Origin of the sequence: Mucilaginibacter sp. PAMB04274 (assembly GCF_039634385.2) — a bacterium.
GTDB lineage: Bacteria > Bacteroidota > Bacteroidia > Sphingobacteriales > Sphingobacteriaceae > Mucilaginibacter.
Genome location: NZ_CP155081.2, coordinates 3,248,914 through 3,263,684, shown reverse-complemented (window position 1 = coordinate 3,263,684; position 14,771 = coordinate 3,248,914). Strand labels below are relative to the sequence as shown.

General features: G+C 42.5%; 14 protein-coding genes. 9 read left to right on the top strand and 5 right to left on the bottom strand.

Annotated elements, in window-relative coordinates; genetic code table 11:
* The first annotated feature begins 8 nt into the window (after positions 1-8).
* Both ABDD95_RS13745 and ABDD95_RS13740 read left to right on the top strand, forming a co-directional pair.
* Positions 9-644, top strand: coding sequence for an ABC transporter ATP-binding protein (locus ABDD95_RS13745; RefSeq protein ID WP_345947906.1), 636 nt, complete (start codon positions 9-11; stop codon positions 642-644).
* A complete protein-coding gene (locus ABDD95_RS13740; RefSeq protein ID WP_345947905.1) occupies positions 641-1,750 on the top strand; it encodes a hypothetical protein in 1,110 nt (369 codons plus the stop codon). Before ABDD95_RS13745 ends, ABDD95_RS13740 begins: the two co-directional genes overlap by 4 nt.
* A 141-nt stretch (positions 1,751-1,891) precedes the next feature.
* On the opposite strand, the gene ABDD95_RS13735 is transcribed toward ABDD95_RS13740, so the two are convergent.
* Complete coding sequence (locus ABDD95_RS13735) at positions 1,892-2,314, bottom strand: acyl-CoA thioesterase (RefSeq protein WP_345947904.1); 423 nt, start codon at positions 2,312-2,314, stop codon at positions 1,892-1,894.
* A 107-nt stretch (positions 2,315-2,421) separates the two neighbouring features.
* Between ABDD95_RS13735 and ABDD95_RS13730 the strand changes: the two genes are divergently transcribed.
* The 7 genes from ABDD95_RS13730 to ABDD95_RS13700 all read left to right on the top strand — a co-directional run bounded on the left by ABDD95_RS13730 (position 2,422) and on the right by ABDD95_RS13700 (position 9,500).
* Positions 2,422-3,375: an adenylyltransferase/cytidyltransferase family protein gene (locus ABDD95_RS13730; protein WP_345947903.1), complete on the top strand. Its 954-nt coding sequence runs from the start codon at positions 2,422-2,424 to the stop codon at positions 3,373-3,375.
* A gap of 112 nt (positions 3,376-3,487) precedes the next feature.
* On the top strand, positions 3,488-3,766 hold the full coding sequence (gene rpsO, locus ABDD95_RS13725; protein ID WP_345947902.1) for a 30S ribosomal protein S15: 279 nt from the start codon (positions 3,488-3,490) through the stop codon (positions 3,764-3,766).
* A 118-nt stretch (positions 3,767-3,884) separates the two neighbouring features.
* Positions 3,885-6,026 carry a polyribonucleotide nucleotidyltransferase gene (gene pnp / locus ABDD95_RS13720; RefSeq protein WP_345947901.1) on the top strand — a complete coding sequence of 714 codons (2,142 nt, stop codon included), beginning with the start codon at positions 3,885-3,887 and terminating at the stop codon, positions 6,024-6,026.
* 177 nt (positions 6,027-6,203) lie between these two features.
* Positions 6,204-6,479 carry a hypothetical protein gene (locus ABDD95_RS13715; RefSeq protein ID WP_345947900.1) on the top strand — a complete coding sequence of 92 codons (276 nt, stop codon included), beginning with the start codon at positions 6,204-6,206 and terminating at the stop codon, positions 6,477-6,479.
* Positions 6,480-6,561: 82 nt separating this feature from the next.
* Positions 6,562-7,212, top strand: coding sequence for a ribulose-phosphate 3-epimerase (gene rpe, locus ABDD95_RS13710; RefSeq protein ID WP_345947899.1), 651 nt, complete (start codon positions 6,562-6,564; stop codon positions 7,210-7,212).
* 144 nt (positions 7,213-7,356) lie between these two features.
* Positions 7,357-8,427, top strand: coding sequence for a 3-phosphoserine/phosphohydroxythreonine transaminase (gene serC / locus ABDD95_RS13705; RefSeq protein ID WP_345947898.1), 1,071 nt, complete (start codon positions 7,357-7,359; stop codon positions 8,425-8,427).
* 116 nt (positions 8,428-8,543) lie between these two features.
* The gene (locus ABDD95_RS13700) at positions 8,544-9,500 is read left to right on the top strand and encodes a D-2-hydroxyacid dehydrogenase (protein WP_345947897.1); all 957 of its coding nucleotides are present in this window, start codon (positions 8,544-8,546) and stop codon (positions 9,498-9,500) included.
* Positions 9,501-9,573: 73 nt separating this feature from the next.
* On the opposite strand, the gene ABDD95_RS13695 is transcribed toward ABDD95_RS13700, so the two are convergent.
* The 4 genes from ABDD95_RS13695 to ABDD95_RS13680 form a co-directional block, all read right to left on the bottom strand.
* The gene (locus ABDD95_RS13695; protein WP_345947896.1) at positions 9,574-10,317 is read right to left on the bottom strand and encodes a hypothetical protein; all 744 of its coding nucleotides are present in this window, start codon (positions 10,315-10,317) and stop codon (positions 9,574-9,576) included.
* Between the two features lie 52 nt (positions 10,318-10,369).
* Entirely contained in the window at positions 10,370-11,764 is a 1,395-nt protein-coding gene (locus ABDD95_RS13690) for an MBL fold metallo-hydrolase (RefSeq protein WP_345947895.1), read from the bottom strand.
* A 95-nt stretch (positions 11,765-11,859) separates the two neighbouring features.
* Entirely contained in the window at positions 11,860-13,695 is a 1,836-nt protein-coding gene (locus tag ABDD95_RS13685) for an ABC transporter transmembrane domain-containing protein (RefSeq protein ID WP_345947894.1), read from the bottom strand.
* Between the two features lie 216 nt (positions 13,696-13,911).
* Positions 13,912-14,688: an SAM-dependent chlorinase/fluorinase gene (locus ABDD95_RS13680; protein WP_345947893.1), complete on the bottom strand. Its 777-nt coding sequence runs from the start codon at positions 14,686-14,688 to the stop codon at positions 13,912-13,914.
* Between the last annotated feature and the right edge of the window lie 83 nt (positions 14,689-14,771).

The window sequence follows — 14,771 nt, the reverse complement described above, 5'->3', positions numbered from 1 at the left end:
GCTTTCTTATGCTACGCTTCAATAACTTTCAGAAATCTTATGGCAGTTACCCTGCGCTAAGTATATCCGATTTTACCGTTGATGCCGGCATTTACTGGATTAAAGGCGTAAACGGATCGGGTAAAAGCACCCTGCTAAAATCGGTTGCCGGTATACTCTCGTTTCAGGGCGATGTTTTTTTGAATGGTATCAGCATCAAAAAACAGCCTGTTGAATATCGCAAGCTGGTCAACTTTGCCGAAGCCGAGCCCTTGTTCCCAGAGTTTTTAACTGGTCGCGAACTGATCGATTTGTTTGCTGGAGCTAAAGATGTGCCGGCAGGGCAGGAGCAACACTACCTGGATACAATGGGCATGGGTAGTTATGTGCATAAACCTGTTGGTACGTATTCCAGCGGGATGCTCAAAAAGCTATCGCTGTTATTGGCTTTTTTAGGTAAACCCAAACTTATATTGTTGGATGAGCCGCTGATTACGATTGATACTGCCGCGCTCAACATTTTATACCAGTGGATAACCGAACACCACCAGCAATACGGAACCAGCTTTTTGCTGTCATCGCACCAAATACTCGACAGTGCAATTTTACCGGCCCAGGTGTTGCAAATTGAGAACCAAACGTTAAACGCTGCCACCGTTATATGAAATGTTGGCCTACGCATGTGCTCAATCGCATTTTTGTGCAGGGCTTTTACCAGGCACATGCTGGCCTGTTTCTGTTCTTCTTTTTGTTTATGATTGGCGCGGTTGATCCCGCACAAATTATAAACTATCACAAAACGCTGATGCTGGCATTTATTTCCAGTCCCATCATGCTTTTGATTGTTTTTGGCGCATGGTTAATTTACACCGTTAAATGCTGCCACTATGTTGCCGGCCAGATGCTGGCACCACAGCAACACTTTTTGTTTTATAGCCTTAACTCATTTAGCCGGAGCAAGCAACTTCAAAGCTGGTTCATTATACAGCTATATATACTATTGCCTGTTATAACTTATGGCCTTATAGCTGTGTGCGTAGGTATAGCATATCATTACTACCTAACGCCGGTTATTATCTTTACTTACTTGTTGCTGCTGGCGGCTGCAAGTGCATGGCTGTATACCTTACTTTTAAACCGTTTGATAAACGGCAGTAACAGCTCCTGGTTATTAACATGGACCAGCTCCTTCCGTAAGCCGTATTTCAGCCTGTATATATATCATGTTCTCAACCGGTTAAAAGTGCCTTATAGCATTACCAAACTGCTGTCGTGGCTCATTGTTACCAGCGTATTCTATTTGTTTGATGATGTGAAGAGCGATGCTCGCGTGGCTGGTATGGCAGTACTGGCTATAGGAGTGGCGCACGCTGTACTCGTTTTCGAAAAGCAACGGTTTGAGGTAACTTATTTAAGCTTTGTGCGCAATTTCCCTGTCTCGCTTGGTAAGCAGTATGGCAATAACTTTCTTACTTACCTGCTTTTGTTACTGCCCGAAGGCGTTTGGTTGTTCAGCCGTTTTAACCCGGTGCTTGCTGTGCAACTCTTGCTCATGGCTTTAAGCATGCTCATGCTACTGCATACCTTAGTGTATTATATAGGCCTCAACATGGATAAATATCTGCAGTGGGTAATGGGCCTGTTTATACTGTTATTTTGGGTAATGATGTTTAAGCTGATGCCTGTAGTTATTGGCGTTAATTTAATAGCATCATATCTTATACACCTCCGGTTATATTACAAGGACATGCCGATGGTTACTGAAAAGTAACCTTACTAACTTTCAGATTACAGCACGCTACAAATGCTGCTTCATTAATAAGCTTAACTGGTTATATCATTTCTTCCGGTAATTCTATAAACTTTTTAGGGGTACAAAATTATATCTAAAAACTAGCATTCCCTCAAGCTACTATACTCCGTAATGCGCGATAATATCTTCGGGTATTTTGGCACCGCGGCCGGTTTTCATATCAATCATGGTATAATCGAACCAGCCGTCGCAGCAAACTTTCTTGGTGGCTTTGTTGGTAATAGTGAAGGCCACACGGCAGCCTTTGTCGTCAATAGTTTCAATTCCCGTACGCACTAAAAAGTAGTCGCCCATAACCAGCGGACGTTTATAATCTACATGTGCAGTGCGCACTACCCAGCCAAAGCCGCGTTCCATAAATTTCTCCATCGACATGCCGTAATGGGCATCCATTTGCTCGTAACGTGCAGCCAGCACGTAATCAAAATACTTGCTGTTATGCACATGCTGAAACATGTCTATATCATCGGGCCGTACGCGGTGCTCGGTTTCAAAGGTGGCATATTTAAAAGGGGCGTTCATATGCAAAGATGTAAATACTAAATACGAAAGCCGTCCGCATTGTTTAAAATTTTGTAAATGATACATTTGACGCTGAAAACAACTAATTACATAAGCGTAAATGGACAATGGATATTACATTGATTAAGAACAAACTGGCGCAGTTAGGAGTGCCTCATGAGGCGTTTAAACGCTATGAGGAACCACATAGGTTTTACCATACCTTGAACCACCTTGAAGATATTTTTCAGCAATTGACAAACCGGGGCCTGATAGATAATAAAGCACTGCTATTAGCAGCCGTTTATCATGACATTATATACGACCCAAAATCGTTAACTAATGAAGAAGACTCAGAACGATTCTTTATCGAAAATTACAGTGGTGACGAAATGTTGAAGCAAGAAGTATCAAACATTATTTTAGACACTAAAACGCATCAGCCTTCTACAGCGCTCTCTGCCATATTTTGCGAAATAGACCTTAATATACTTTATCAGCCTTTACATAAACTCATCGCCTATGAACATCAGATATTCAAAGAATTTCAGTTTGTAGATTACAGTATTTATAAAGTTAAACGTCTTGAAGTTCTAAAAAAATTAAAAGAGCAGGTGGCTAACCCTGATCTGGATGCGTTAATTACTTATGTAGAGTGCAGGCAGCCAACCATTGCGGTTTACCCGGGAAGCTTTAACCCTTTTCATAAGGGGCATTACAATATATTACAAAAGGCGGAGGGAATATTTGACAAGGTAATTATTGCCCGCGGCATTAATGCCGATAAAGGGCCCGCAACACATACCCTGCCTGCCGCTCTAACTTACAGGCAAATTGAAAGCTACAGCGGACTGCTAACCGATTTTATAAATAGTTTGGGCTATCCTGCAACCATTATAAGAGGTTTAAGAAACAGCACAGATTTGCAGTATGAACTAAACCAGTACAGGTATTTACAAGATTTAAGTACCAAGCCGCTTCATATTATATCTGTTTTTTGCGACCGCGAATTTGAGCACATATCAAGCACTGGTATTAGAAATTTAGAACAATATGGACAGGCAGGGCAGTATCTGTTATAAGGGCCCTTTACTAACTTTTTTGTATCTGTTGAGTGTTTGTGTAACTAAATAATATTAGCTACATTTGCACCTAATTAACAAAAGTTATAAACGCTTTAATATTATTCACGTAATGTATTTAAGTTCAGAGTGGAAACAAGAGATTTTCACAAAACACGGTGGCGCTGCCACTAACACAGGTTCAGCCGAAGGTCAGGTTGCTTTATTCACAAACCGTATCGCACACTTAACCGGTCACTTAAAAAAGAACAAAAAAGACTTCGCCACTCAGTTATCATTACAGAAACTGGTAGGTAAACGTCGTGCTTTGTTAGCTTACCTGTACAAAAAAGACATTCAAAGATATCGTGCTATCATCAAAGCTCTTGAGCTGAGGGATATCATTAAATAATGCTTTCCGGTCTTTAAAAAAAAGCTGTCCGTTTGCGGATGGCTTTTTTAATTTTGATACAAAAACAATAAAAAACCGGTGCGCTCTAAAGATGAAAAGCGCATCACATAAAACAAAGATGAGTTACAATGCAATTAAAAAGGTAATCGATTTAGGTGACGGCCGCACCATTGAGATCGAAACCGGAAAACTGGCCAAACAAGCCGATGGCTCGGTAGTGGTAAAAATGGGTGATACCATGTTACTGGCTACTGTAGTTTCTTCGAAAGAAGCTAAAGAAGGGATAGATTTTCTGCCCTTATCGGTAGACTATCAAGAAAAATATGCGGCTACCGGTCGTATACCAGGTGGTTTTTTGCGCCGCGAGGCCCGTTTATCAGATTATGAGGTTTTAATCTCACGTTTGGTTGACCGCGCTTTGCGTCCGTTATTCCCTGAAGATTATCACGCAGATACACAAGTGATGATCTCTTTAATATCAGCCGATAAAGATATCATGCCCGATGCTTTAGCCGGTTTGGCTGCATCAGCAGCTTTGTCTGTTTCTGATATTCCTTTTAACGGCCCAATTTCAGAAGTACGTGTAGCTAAAATTGATGGTCAGCTGGTTATTAATCCAACTTTAAGCCAGTTAGCTAACGCCACTTTAGAATTCATCGTTGCAGGTTCTGAGCACGATATTAACATGGTAGAAGGTGAAGCTTACGAAATTCAGGAAGCTGAACTGGTTGAGGCCATTAAATTTGCCCACAATGCTATTAAAATCCAATGTTTAGCTCAAAAAGAGTTAACTATTGAAGTTGGCAAAACCGAGAAACGTACCTATAGCCACGAGCACAGCAACGAGGATTTGAAAAAAGCCATCTATGCTGCCACTTATGAGCAGGTTTACGCAGTTGCTTCTTCGGCTTCGGCTAAAGATGAGCGGTCGGCCAAGTTTAAAGAAGTGCGCGATGCATATATTGCTACTTTAGGCGAAATTGACGACATCACCAAGTCATTAGCTAAAAAATACTACCATGATGTGGAGTATGATGCTATTCGTAACCTGGTGTTAGATGAAGGCAAGCGTTTAGATGGCCGTCAAACTACACAAATTCGTCCTATCTGGAGCGAAGTGGGTTACTTACCATCTGCACACGGTTCGGCCGTATTTACACGTGGCGAAACGCAATCATTAACCACCGTTACCTTAGGTGCTAAGGATGATGAGCAAATGATTGATGGTGCATTCATCAATGGTTATCAAAAATTCCTGTTACACTATAATTTTCCCGGTTTTTCAACAGGTGAGGTTCGTCCTAACCGTGGTGCTGGCCGTCGCGAAATTGGTCATGGTAACCTGGCTATGCGTTCATTAAAACGCGTATTACCTGCTGAGGACGAAAACCCATATACTATCCGTATCGTATCCGATATTCTGGAATCAAACGGTTCGTCGTCAATGGCAACAGTTTGTGCCGGTACCTTGGCATTGATGGATGCAGGTATCAAAATAAAAGAACCTGTATCTGGTATAGCCATGGGCTTAATCACCAATGAAATGGGTACCAAATATGCTATCCTTTCTGATATTTTGGGTGATGAAGACCACTTAGGTGATATGGACTTTAAGGTAACCGGTACCAAAAATGGTATTGTAGCTTGCCAAATGGACTTAAAGATAAACGGTTTATCATACGAAGTATTAAGCAACGCGTTAGATCAGGCTAAAGAAGGTCGCTTACACATTTTGGGCGAAATGGCTAAAACCATTGCTGCCCCACGTGAAGATTACAAGCCGTTTGCGCCACGTATTGTTACCCTTAAAATCGACAAAGAATTTATTGGTGCAGTTATCGGGCCTGGTGGTAAAATCATCCAGGAAATGCAACGCGAGACCGGTGCTACCATCAATATCGAGGAGAAAGACAACCAGGGTATCGTACAGATATTTGGCGACAACAAAGAAGCTATTGATGCTGCTGTAGGCCGTATTCGTGCTATTGCATCAAAACCTGAGGTAGGCGAAACTTACGAAGGTAAAGTACGCTCAATTATGCCTTTCGGTGCATTTGTTGAGATCATGCCTGGTAAAGACGGCTTACTTCACATTTCTGAAATAGACCATCGCCGTATCGAAACTATGGATGGTGTGTTTGAAGTGGGTGAGATGGTAACTGTGAAATTGTTAGATATCGACAAACAAGGTAAACTTAAGCTTTCGCGTAAAGCTTTGTTGCCTAAGCCACAAAGAACAGACGCTCCAAAAGGCGAATAAATAGCAGCCTTAAACCGCGCAAAAACCACATATCCCCAGATTTATTCAAAGGGTATGTGGTTTTTTTGTTTGTTTTTCGTTTCTTTGTAAACCCCTAAGTCATTAGTTTAAAACTATTGGATAAGATTTCTATTAGATAAATGCCGAAGCATCTAAAGTCTGATCCTATTGAAAAACATGACATCTACGTCTAATGATGATCCTTTAGATTTTTTGAGCAGCAGTTTACACGGTACACCCAACAGGTCGCAAACCGATCTGGTCCAGCAGCTGCTTTACGAAATTATAAGGGTTAAAGAGTTAATTAAGTATTACGAATCAATTCCCAACGGCGCTGGCCAATTGGGAGCTTCTATTCTGAACGAGCTGGTGTCTGAGGCTTACCAATCACTGGTAAACTACGATACTGAGCTTATGCGTAAATATTACGATCTGTTGCTAAACTGCGACTAAGCCACGCTTTGCCTTTTTTGGGGCTTTTTTCCTTTTACACTTTCCTGATTAATCTTTTCCCAAAGTATCTATCTTTGGCGGCATGAACCATCTAACTGCCCCGTCCATTTTAGCTGCAGATTTTGCTAACCTACAGCGTGATATCGAGTTGCTCAACAATAGTGAGGCCGACTGGATACATGTTGATATTATGGATGGTTTGTTTGTGCCTAACATTTCGTTTGGTTTTCCGGTTGTAGAGGCAGTTCATAAATATGCAACCAAGCCATTAGATGTGCATTTGATGATAACCGACCCCGACAGGTATATTAAGGCATTTGCCGATGCAGGCGCTGCTAATATAACCGTACACATTGAGGCAACCACCCATCTTCACCGCACCCTGCAAGTCATAAAAGAATTAGGCTGCAGAGCAGGGGTGGCGCTCAATCCGCATACACCGGTTGCCTTGCTGGAAGATATTATTGCAGATTTGGACCTAGTACTAATTATGTCGGTTAATCCGGGTTTTGGCGGCCAAAAATTCATCAACAACACTTATAAAAAAGTGGAAGACATCAAAGATTTGAGCTCGGCTCACAACCCCGGTTTATTTATTGAAGTTGATGGTGGTGTAAATTTGCAAAATGCGCCACAATTGGTTGCCACAGGAGCCAATGTGCTGGTAGCCGGCAATTTCGTTTTTTCTTCTGATGATCCGCGGCAAACCATTGCCCGGCTTAAGCATGGGTAAGGGGCGTTTTCATTTTGGCGTAATTCACAATGCTCACTTATTATTCACAAAATTGTAATTAACTACCAACTTAATAGGGTAAATATTTAACTTCGGGCGCAAGTAAAGGTGCTCATTTGCCCTTGCTAACTATATACAAGCGTTATGAAACACAATTTCGGTGCCGGACCAGGCATCCTTCCTCATGAAGTTTTAAAACAAGCTGCCCAGGCAGTGGTTGATTTTAATGGTATCGGTTTATCCATCCTCGAAATTTCGCATCGCTCAGCCGAGTTTGAAGCTGTTTTAGACGAGGCCGTAAAGCTGGTTAAAGAATTACTGGAAGTGCCTGAGGGTTATTCGGTATTGTTTTTACAAGGCGGTGCCAGCCAGCAATTTGCAATGGTACCCTATAACCTGCTGCCTGAAGGTGGTAAAGCGGCATACCTTGAAACTGGTGTATGGGCTAACAAAGCCGCCAAAGAAGCTAAGTATTTTGGTGCCCTGGAAATTGTAGCTACCTCTAAAGAAAGCAATTTCACTTACATCCCTAAAGATTATACGGTACCTGCAGACGCGGCATATTTTCATATCACCACCAACAATACTATATACGGTACGCAGTTACAGGATATTAAACCATCACCTGTGCCTATGATTGCCGATATGTCTTCAGATATTTTCAGCCGTAAAATAAACGTGGCCGATTTTGGCTTGATTTACGCTGGCGCTCAAAAGAACATGGGTCCTGCTGGCACTACATTGGTGATTGTTAAAGACGAGATTTTAGGCAAAGTTGACCGTAAGATTCCGGCTATGTTCAATTATCAAACGCAAATTGAAGGGGGCTCTATGTACAATACGCCTCCGGTATTTGCTATTTACGTGTCTATGCTTACGCTGGGTTGGTTAAAAGCTAAAGGCGGCGTAGCTGCTATGGAGAAAGAGAATAATGACAAGGCAGCAATGCTGTATCGTGAGATTGACCGCAACCCTTTGTTCAAAGGCGTAGCTGCAACCGAAGACCGTTCAAAAATGAATGTATGCTTCGTGGTAAACAATGCTGAGCATGAGAAGCCTTTCCTGAAGCTTTGTGATGAGAAAGGCATTGTGGGTATTAAAGGCCACCGCAGTGTAGGTGGTTTCCGCGCGTCTATTTACAATGCATTGCCTACCACCAGTATCCACGTGCTCATTGACGCGATGCAGGAATTTGCCGAGAAAAATAAAGCTTAATAATCTGTTGATGGGTTGAGGTGTAAGATAGTTTGAGCTGTATCAACCATTCTATCTATTAAGCTATTCAACCAATAAGCCACTTAAGCAACAAACCTTAAACACTCCCTTAAACCATGATAAAATTACTAGCTAATGATGGTATTGACCCAGTTGGCAAGCAAATGCTTGAAGCTGCCGGATTTATTGTTGATACCACGCACATACCCCAAGAAGAACTGCCTGTAAAATTGCGGGCATATGATGCCATAACCGTTCGCAGCGCTACCAAAGTACGCAAGGCCTTAATTGACGAATGCCCTGATTTGAAACTGATTGGCAGAGGCGGAGTAGGTGTTGACAATATTGATGTAGAATATGCGCTTGAAAGAGGCGTTGCCGTACATAACACACCTGCTGCATCATCGGCATCGGTAGCCGAACTGGTGTTTGCGCACTTGTTTACCGGTGTACGCTTTTTGCAAGACAGCAACCGCAAAATGCCGGTTGAAGGCGCAACAAAGTTTAACGACCTGAAAAAGGCTTATGCCAAAGGTATTGAACTGCGTGGTAAAACAATTGGTATTTTAGGCTTTGGTCGCATAGGCCGCGAAACAGCCAAGATTGCTTATGGCCTTGGAATGGAAGTGCTGGCGTTTGACGTGCATCCATCTACAACCGAGTTGGAACTTACTTTAGGCGGCGGCATAACCGTTAAGGTGCCTGTACAATATGCCGAGAAAGAAGAAGTAATTGCCAAAAGCGACTTCATATCGCTGCACGTGCCATTTAGCCATGAGCCGGTAATTGGTGCAAAAGAATTTGCTCTGATGAAAAAAGGAGCCGGATTGGTAAATTGCTCACGCGGTGGCACTGTTGATGAGGCTGCCCTGTTAGAGGCCCTTAACAGCGGTCAACTGGCTTTTGCGGGTTTGGATGTGTTTGATGACGAGCCTACGCCACTTGCTGAGTTGCTACAGCATCCAAAAATCTCGTTAACACCTCACATTGGCGCTTCAACAAACGAAGCACAGGAGCGGATAGGGGTAGAGCTGGCAACTTTAATTATCAATCATTTTAAAAGTATAGCATAATACATTACCCTACTCAACAAAAAAGCCCTGGCATCAATGCCAGGGCTTTTTTGTTGAACTTATTTGGCCGTAATTACTGCAGGTTGAAAGATCCGCCAACTTTAATTTTATCGTTTGCATTACTTTCGTTTTCAAGTATCATATCAAACGTGCCTTTGGTTGTTAACTTATTGCCGCTAACAGAAAAAGTGTTGTAATTTATCTTACCTGCTGTACTCAACGAGTAAGTTGTTCCATTAGGCAACATTATACTGGCTTGTGTTAAATCCATTACGCCTTGTGCCCCACCAAAAGTGCCTAAAATAAATGTAGTTGAGCTTGCCGGATCAGTGCCGGTACCTGTAATGGCATTGGTAGTAAAGCCTAATGCAGATATAGATGTGCCCATAACTGCATAGTTAGATGAATTTCTTAATGTAAATCTGGTCCCTTTAAAATCATATACAATAGTGTTTGCTTCGCCGATAGCAATACCGGCATTGCCGTCATTGCTTATGGTAAGCGAGCCGCCGGTTCCAGGTGTTGTCGTTCCACCTCCCGGAATTGTCGTTCCACCCCCTGGCGTTGTAGTTCCACCACCAGGCGTTGTAGTGCCACTGCCAGGTGTAGTAGTTCCTCCACCCGGTGTAGTAGTGCCACCCCCAGGTGTGGTAGTGCCTCCGCCCGGCGTAGTCGCTGTTCCACCTGTAATTGGAGCCGAAGAAACTTTTATAACCGCCGGATCAGCTTCTTTGCCGCATGATGATAGTGTTGCTACCAGCGCTGTAATCACTAAAAAGCTAATCTGAGATCTTTTAAAGGATGAAAATCTTTTCATGAGATAAAATTGTGATACTGCCTTAATTGTAAATGCTTATAAATATAAGCATTTACAAGGTATAGCTTAAACTTTTCTCTGGTATGGTAACTTTATAGCCATCTGCAAAAAGCGCATCGGCCATGGCTTGCATACTTTCATCTTCGCCGTGTACTAAAAAAACCTTTTTGAGCTTTTCTGGCTTTTGCTGCTTAACGGTATTGACTAAATCATCGTGATCGCCGTGAGCGCTGAACAGATCTGTTTTTTTAATAGTGGCATAAACGGCCATCTCCCGGTCTTTAATATGAACAACCGGATCTCCACGAAGCAGGCGGTAGCCCAACGTACCTTTGGCGCAATAGCCAATAAAAAGGATGGTGCAATAGTAATTCTGAATATTGTTGTAAAGGTGATCTTGTATACGGCCACCCTCCAGCATACCTGCTGATGATATGATGATGCAAGGCTCAAAGTAATTAGCTATCTGGCGGCTATCTTTTAAATTTTCAACGTAGGTAAGGTTGTCAAATTCAAATTCATCGCCTTTGTCGCGGTAGAACTCCTGCGCCTCTTCATTAAGCAAGCCATGGTGTTTGCGGAACACCTGGGTTGAAGCAGAAGCCATCGGGCTATCTACAAAAACCTTTATGGGCGGTAATAAGCCACTACTAAAAATCTTATTAAGCGAGTATACCAAAGCCTGTGTGCGGCCAATACTAAAGGCCGGTATAATTAACCTGCCTGATTCTTTAATGCAGGCTTTGTCAATAGTCTCAATAAGTACCTGCTCAATAGTTTTATCCTTAGAGTGAAAGCGGCCGCCATAGGTAGATTCACTTACTAGGTAATCCACAGGAGGTAATGGTTGCGGGTCATTTAATACCGGGTAGTTGTTACGGCCAATATCGCCTGTAAAAGCTATCGTTTTTTCTTCACCATGGTCGTTTAACTTTAAAACTACGGCAGCAGCGCCCAGTAAATGGCCTACCGGTATAAACGTCAACTCAATATCGCCGTTTAAACGGAAAGGCTTATTAAAGCCAACGGTTACCATACGTTCCACCGTATCCATTACGTGCTTTTGCAAGTATAACGGCTGGCGTGTGGTGGAATGATGTTTCCCCCGGCGATGCTTATTTTGCTTATGCATCTTATTCAAAAATATACTTACCGAGTCCATCAAAAGTAACTCGGCCAGCTCGGCAGTAGGCGGGGTGCACAGAATTTGTCCCTCAAAGCCCATGCGCACCAGTGTTGGTAAGTTACCCGAATGGTCAATGTGCGCGTGGGTTAAAATTACTACGTCTACCTCAGATGGGTTAAACGGAAAATCTTCGTTCGCTTGTATGTTGCGGTCTTTCTCATAATCAAGTCCGCAGTCAATTAATATTTTGTATTGGTTAACCTCCAGCAAATGCATGCTGCCGGTAACCTGACGGGCTGCCCCGTGTATCGTTAAATTCATTTTATATGGTTCATTATTCAATGGCTTATCGGTTCAACAGTCTTGGCAGCTAAAAAGCCATTATTAAAACTGATGAACCTTATAAACGATGAACGTTAAGCAGTCGTATCGAACTGCAATTGGCTAAGATAACGGTAAAGGCCTTCTTCGCGGGCAATAAGTTCTTCATGAGTCCCGCTTTCAATGATACGGCCTTTTTCGAGAACTACAATTTTGTCAGCTTCGCGAATGGTAGAAAGGCGGTGTGCGATGATGATAGAAGTACGGCCCTTCATCAACTCTTCTAAAGCCTCCTGCACCAATCGTTCAGATTCTGAGTCAAGAGACGAGGTAGCCTCATCTAATATGAGTATGGAAGGATTTTTAAGCAAAGCCCGCGCAATAGCAATACGCTGGCGCTGACCGCCTGAAAGCTTAACACCACGTTCGCCAACAATGGTATCATAACCTTCCGGAAAACCGGTGATAAACTGATCTGCGTTGGCCCGCTTGGCTGCTTGTATAACTTCCGCCTCGGTTGCATTACGCTTGCCGTAAGCGATGTTTTCACGAATGCTGCCGCCAAACAACAATACATCCTGCGGCACTATGGCTACCTGGTTGCGTATGTCGGTTAAAGCATAATCGGCTGCAGGTTTGCCATCAAACAGCATTTGACCGCTTTGCGGATGGTAAAATTGCAATATCAATGCTGCCATGGTTGATTTACCCGAGCCGCTCGGTCCCACGATAGCTACTTTTTGACCGGCTTGCGCTTCTATTGAAACCTCTTTCAATACCTCAATCTCCGGCCTTGAAGGGTAATGGAAATTGATATTACCGAAGGTCAAATTACCTTTTATAATTTGTTTGATGGCATTTTCGCTTTCATGTATCGAAACAGCTTCACCTTGTTCGGCTAAAATTTCCAACACCCGTTCGCTTGCACCAATGGCTTTTTGCAAGTTGGCATACAGATCGGGCAGGCTACCCATTGCCGCACTAATGAAAGCTGCGTATACAATAAAGGTGGTTAACTTTCCAAAGGTCAGTCCGTTATCGTGAATAGATACTAGGTAAGAACCGTACCATATTTCGCAAAAAATAGTACCAAACAAACAGAACACAATAAAGGCACCGAACATACCGCGGTACTTAGCTCCTTTAACAGCCAGCGTTACCACCTCGCTCAGGTTTTTAGTATAGCGGCCTGCCTCAAAAGCTTCGTTTACAAATGCCTTAACGTTGGCTATGCCTTGTAAGGTTTCCTCAACAATGGTGTTTGATTCGGCCAGCTTATCTTGCGCCTGACGAGATAGGTTACGAATGAACTTGCCAAAAAATATGGCTATCACAATTAAAAACGGCAGTACCAATAGCAGTGCCAGCGTTAACTTAATAGATGATATAGCCAGTAAAATGATGCCGCCTACCAGAATGATGATTTGCCTGATGATTTCTGCAAAAGTGGTGGTCAGTGTATCTTGTATTTGTGAAAGGTCGGCGGAGATGCGGCTGTTTAACTCTCCAACACGGCGGTTAGAGAAAAAATTCATAGGCAGCGTTACCAGCTTAAAGTAAGTGTCTCTGCGAATATCTGCCAGAGATTTTTCGGCTACCTGTACAAACCAAGTAATACGGAAGTAGGACACAAACCCCTGTAAAAACAATACCACAATAGCTATTTCGCCTATGGTAACTAAATTGGCCGGTATAAAGCTAAAGTGCTGCTTACCTTGTGCTGCATCAATCAGTGCTCCAAAAAAGCCCGGAAAAGCCAAGCCTGTTAAGCTTGATATGATAAGAAATATCAAACCGCCAAAAAACTTAGCCCGGTATGGTTTTATGTAGCCAATAAGCTTGCTGATTTTTTGCAAGCTTTGTTTGTTGATCTTTGCTTTTGGTAATTCTTTCTCAGCTGCGTTCCCACTATTCAGTCGTGATCTTGCCATAAAATACTTTCTTCCTCAACTTATTTAAAAGGTAAAAATACGGTTTAAATGCAGGTTTGCCGGCAAGTGTTGGTAAAATTGACGTTATAATGAAAACGGGGGGATAATGAGTGGTTCGGAAGTAAGTGCTTGTGTATTTTACAAAAGCTTATTGCAGATTTTTATCTGTCCTTTATCAAATAAGTGAACGTGTTCAACTGTATTATTAAGCTTGAGTTATTGAAAATCAATAATTACACTATCGCCCAAATTGAGGCCTAGCAGGCCACTGGCGTTACCTTTATTAATGGCAATTTCCAGGTGATCGCTAATGCCGAAGAGACAAAGCTTTTCACCTTCGGGCACCTCGTTATAGTGCCAGCTCAGGTGGGTAATGGTTTCGTTACGCTTAAAGTAAAGTACAAAGCGTCGTCCTTGCTGCACCCGGTTAAAAAAGTCTTTAGTAATGTTGGTGATCACGTTCTGAAACGAGTCGATATAAATTACCATACCCCTGATCTGGTTGCGCTCAACGGCAGGTTGCAGCGTCATTCGTTTTTCGATGCTGTGTACCGGCAGGCCAATGGCGTTTAATGTGCCTCCCTGGGCCAGGTGGCAAGCAGCTTTCACAAAAATATCAGATAAGGGAAAGTGCAAAAACTTTAAATCCTGCAGTATGTTAATCTCTACCATCTCCTCCGGTTCATCATCAAATATGAGTGAAAAGATACCATTATCGGCTCCAACAAAGTAATGATTACGGTACCTGATGGCTAAAAAACGGTTCTCTTCACTGTATACCGTATCTATGCCAATAAGATGTACTGTTTCTTCAGGGAAATAGTAAAAACTGTTCTTTAAAATGAAAGCAGCCTGTTGTATATTGAAGGCTGCTACAGAGTGGGTTATATCTACAATATTAACTGAAGGCGATATCTTCAGGATGCTGCCTTTCAGCGCTGCCTGATAAATATCTTTATCGCCCAGATCAGTTGTTAAAGTGATTATTCCCATTCTTAATTAAAATATTTATTGCTAATCTTGTAAAAGCGTTAGCGAGTGCAAATATTCAAAAATTTAACCATAACGAATCAGCA

Excerpts from the sequence above, each read along its gene's own strand:
- ABDD95_RS13745 (WP_345947906.1), top strand. The coding sequence starts at position 9 with ATGCTACGCTTCAATAACTTTCAGAAATCTTATGGCAGTTACCCTGCG.
- ABDD95_RS13740 (WP_345947905.1), top strand. The coding sequence starts at position 641 with ATGAAATGTTGGCCTACGCATGTGCTCAATCGCATTTTTGTGCAGGGC.
- ABDD95_RS13735 (WP_345947904.1), bottom strand. The coding sequence starts at position 2,314 with ATGAACGCCCCTTTTAAATATGCCACCTTTGAAACCGAGCACCGCGTA.
- ABDD95_RS13730 (WP_345947903.1), top strand. The coding sequence starts at position 2,422 with ATGGATATTACATTGATTAAGAACAAACTGGCGCAGTTAGGAGTGCCT.
- rpsO (WP_345947902.1), top strand. The coding sequence starts at position 3,488 with ATGTATTTAAGTTCAGAGTGGAAACAAGAGATTTTCACAAAACACGGT.
- pnp (WP_345947901.1), top strand. The coding sequence starts at position 3,885 with ATGAGTTACAATGCAATTAAAAAGGTAATCGATTTAGGTGACGGCCGC.
- ABDD95_RS13715 (WP_345947900.1), top strand. The coding sequence starts at position 6,204 with ATGACATCTACGTCTAATGATGATCCTTTAGATTTTTTGAGCAGCAGT.
- rpe (WP_345947899.1), top strand. The coding sequence starts at position 6,562 with ATGAACCATCTAACTGCCCCGTCCATTTTAGCTGCAGATTTTGCTAAC.
- serC (WP_345947898.1), top strand. The coding sequence starts at position 7,357 with ATGAAACACAATTTCGGTGCCGGACCAGGCATCCTTCCTCATGAAGTT.
- ABDD95_RS13700 (WP_345947897.1), top strand. The coding sequence starts at position 8,544 with ATGATAAAATTACTAGCTAATGATGGTATTGACCCAGTTGGCAAGCAA.
- ABDD95_RS13695 (WP_345947896.1), bottom strand. The coding sequence starts at position 10,317 with ATGAAAAGATTTTCATCCTTTAAAAGATCTCAGATTAGCTTTTTAGTG.
- ABDD95_RS13690 (WP_345947895.1), bottom strand. The coding sequence starts at position 11,764 with ATGAATTTAACGATACACGGGGCAGCCCGTCAGGTTACCGGCAGCATG.
- ABDD95_RS13685 (WP_345947894.1), bottom strand. The coding sequence starts at position 13,695 with ATGGCAAGATCACGACTGAATAGTGGGAACGCAGCTGAGAAAGAATTA.
- ABDD95_RS13680 (WP_345947893.1), bottom strand. The coding sequence starts at position 14,688 with ATGGGAATAATCACTTTAACAACTGATCTGGGCGATAAAGATATTTAT.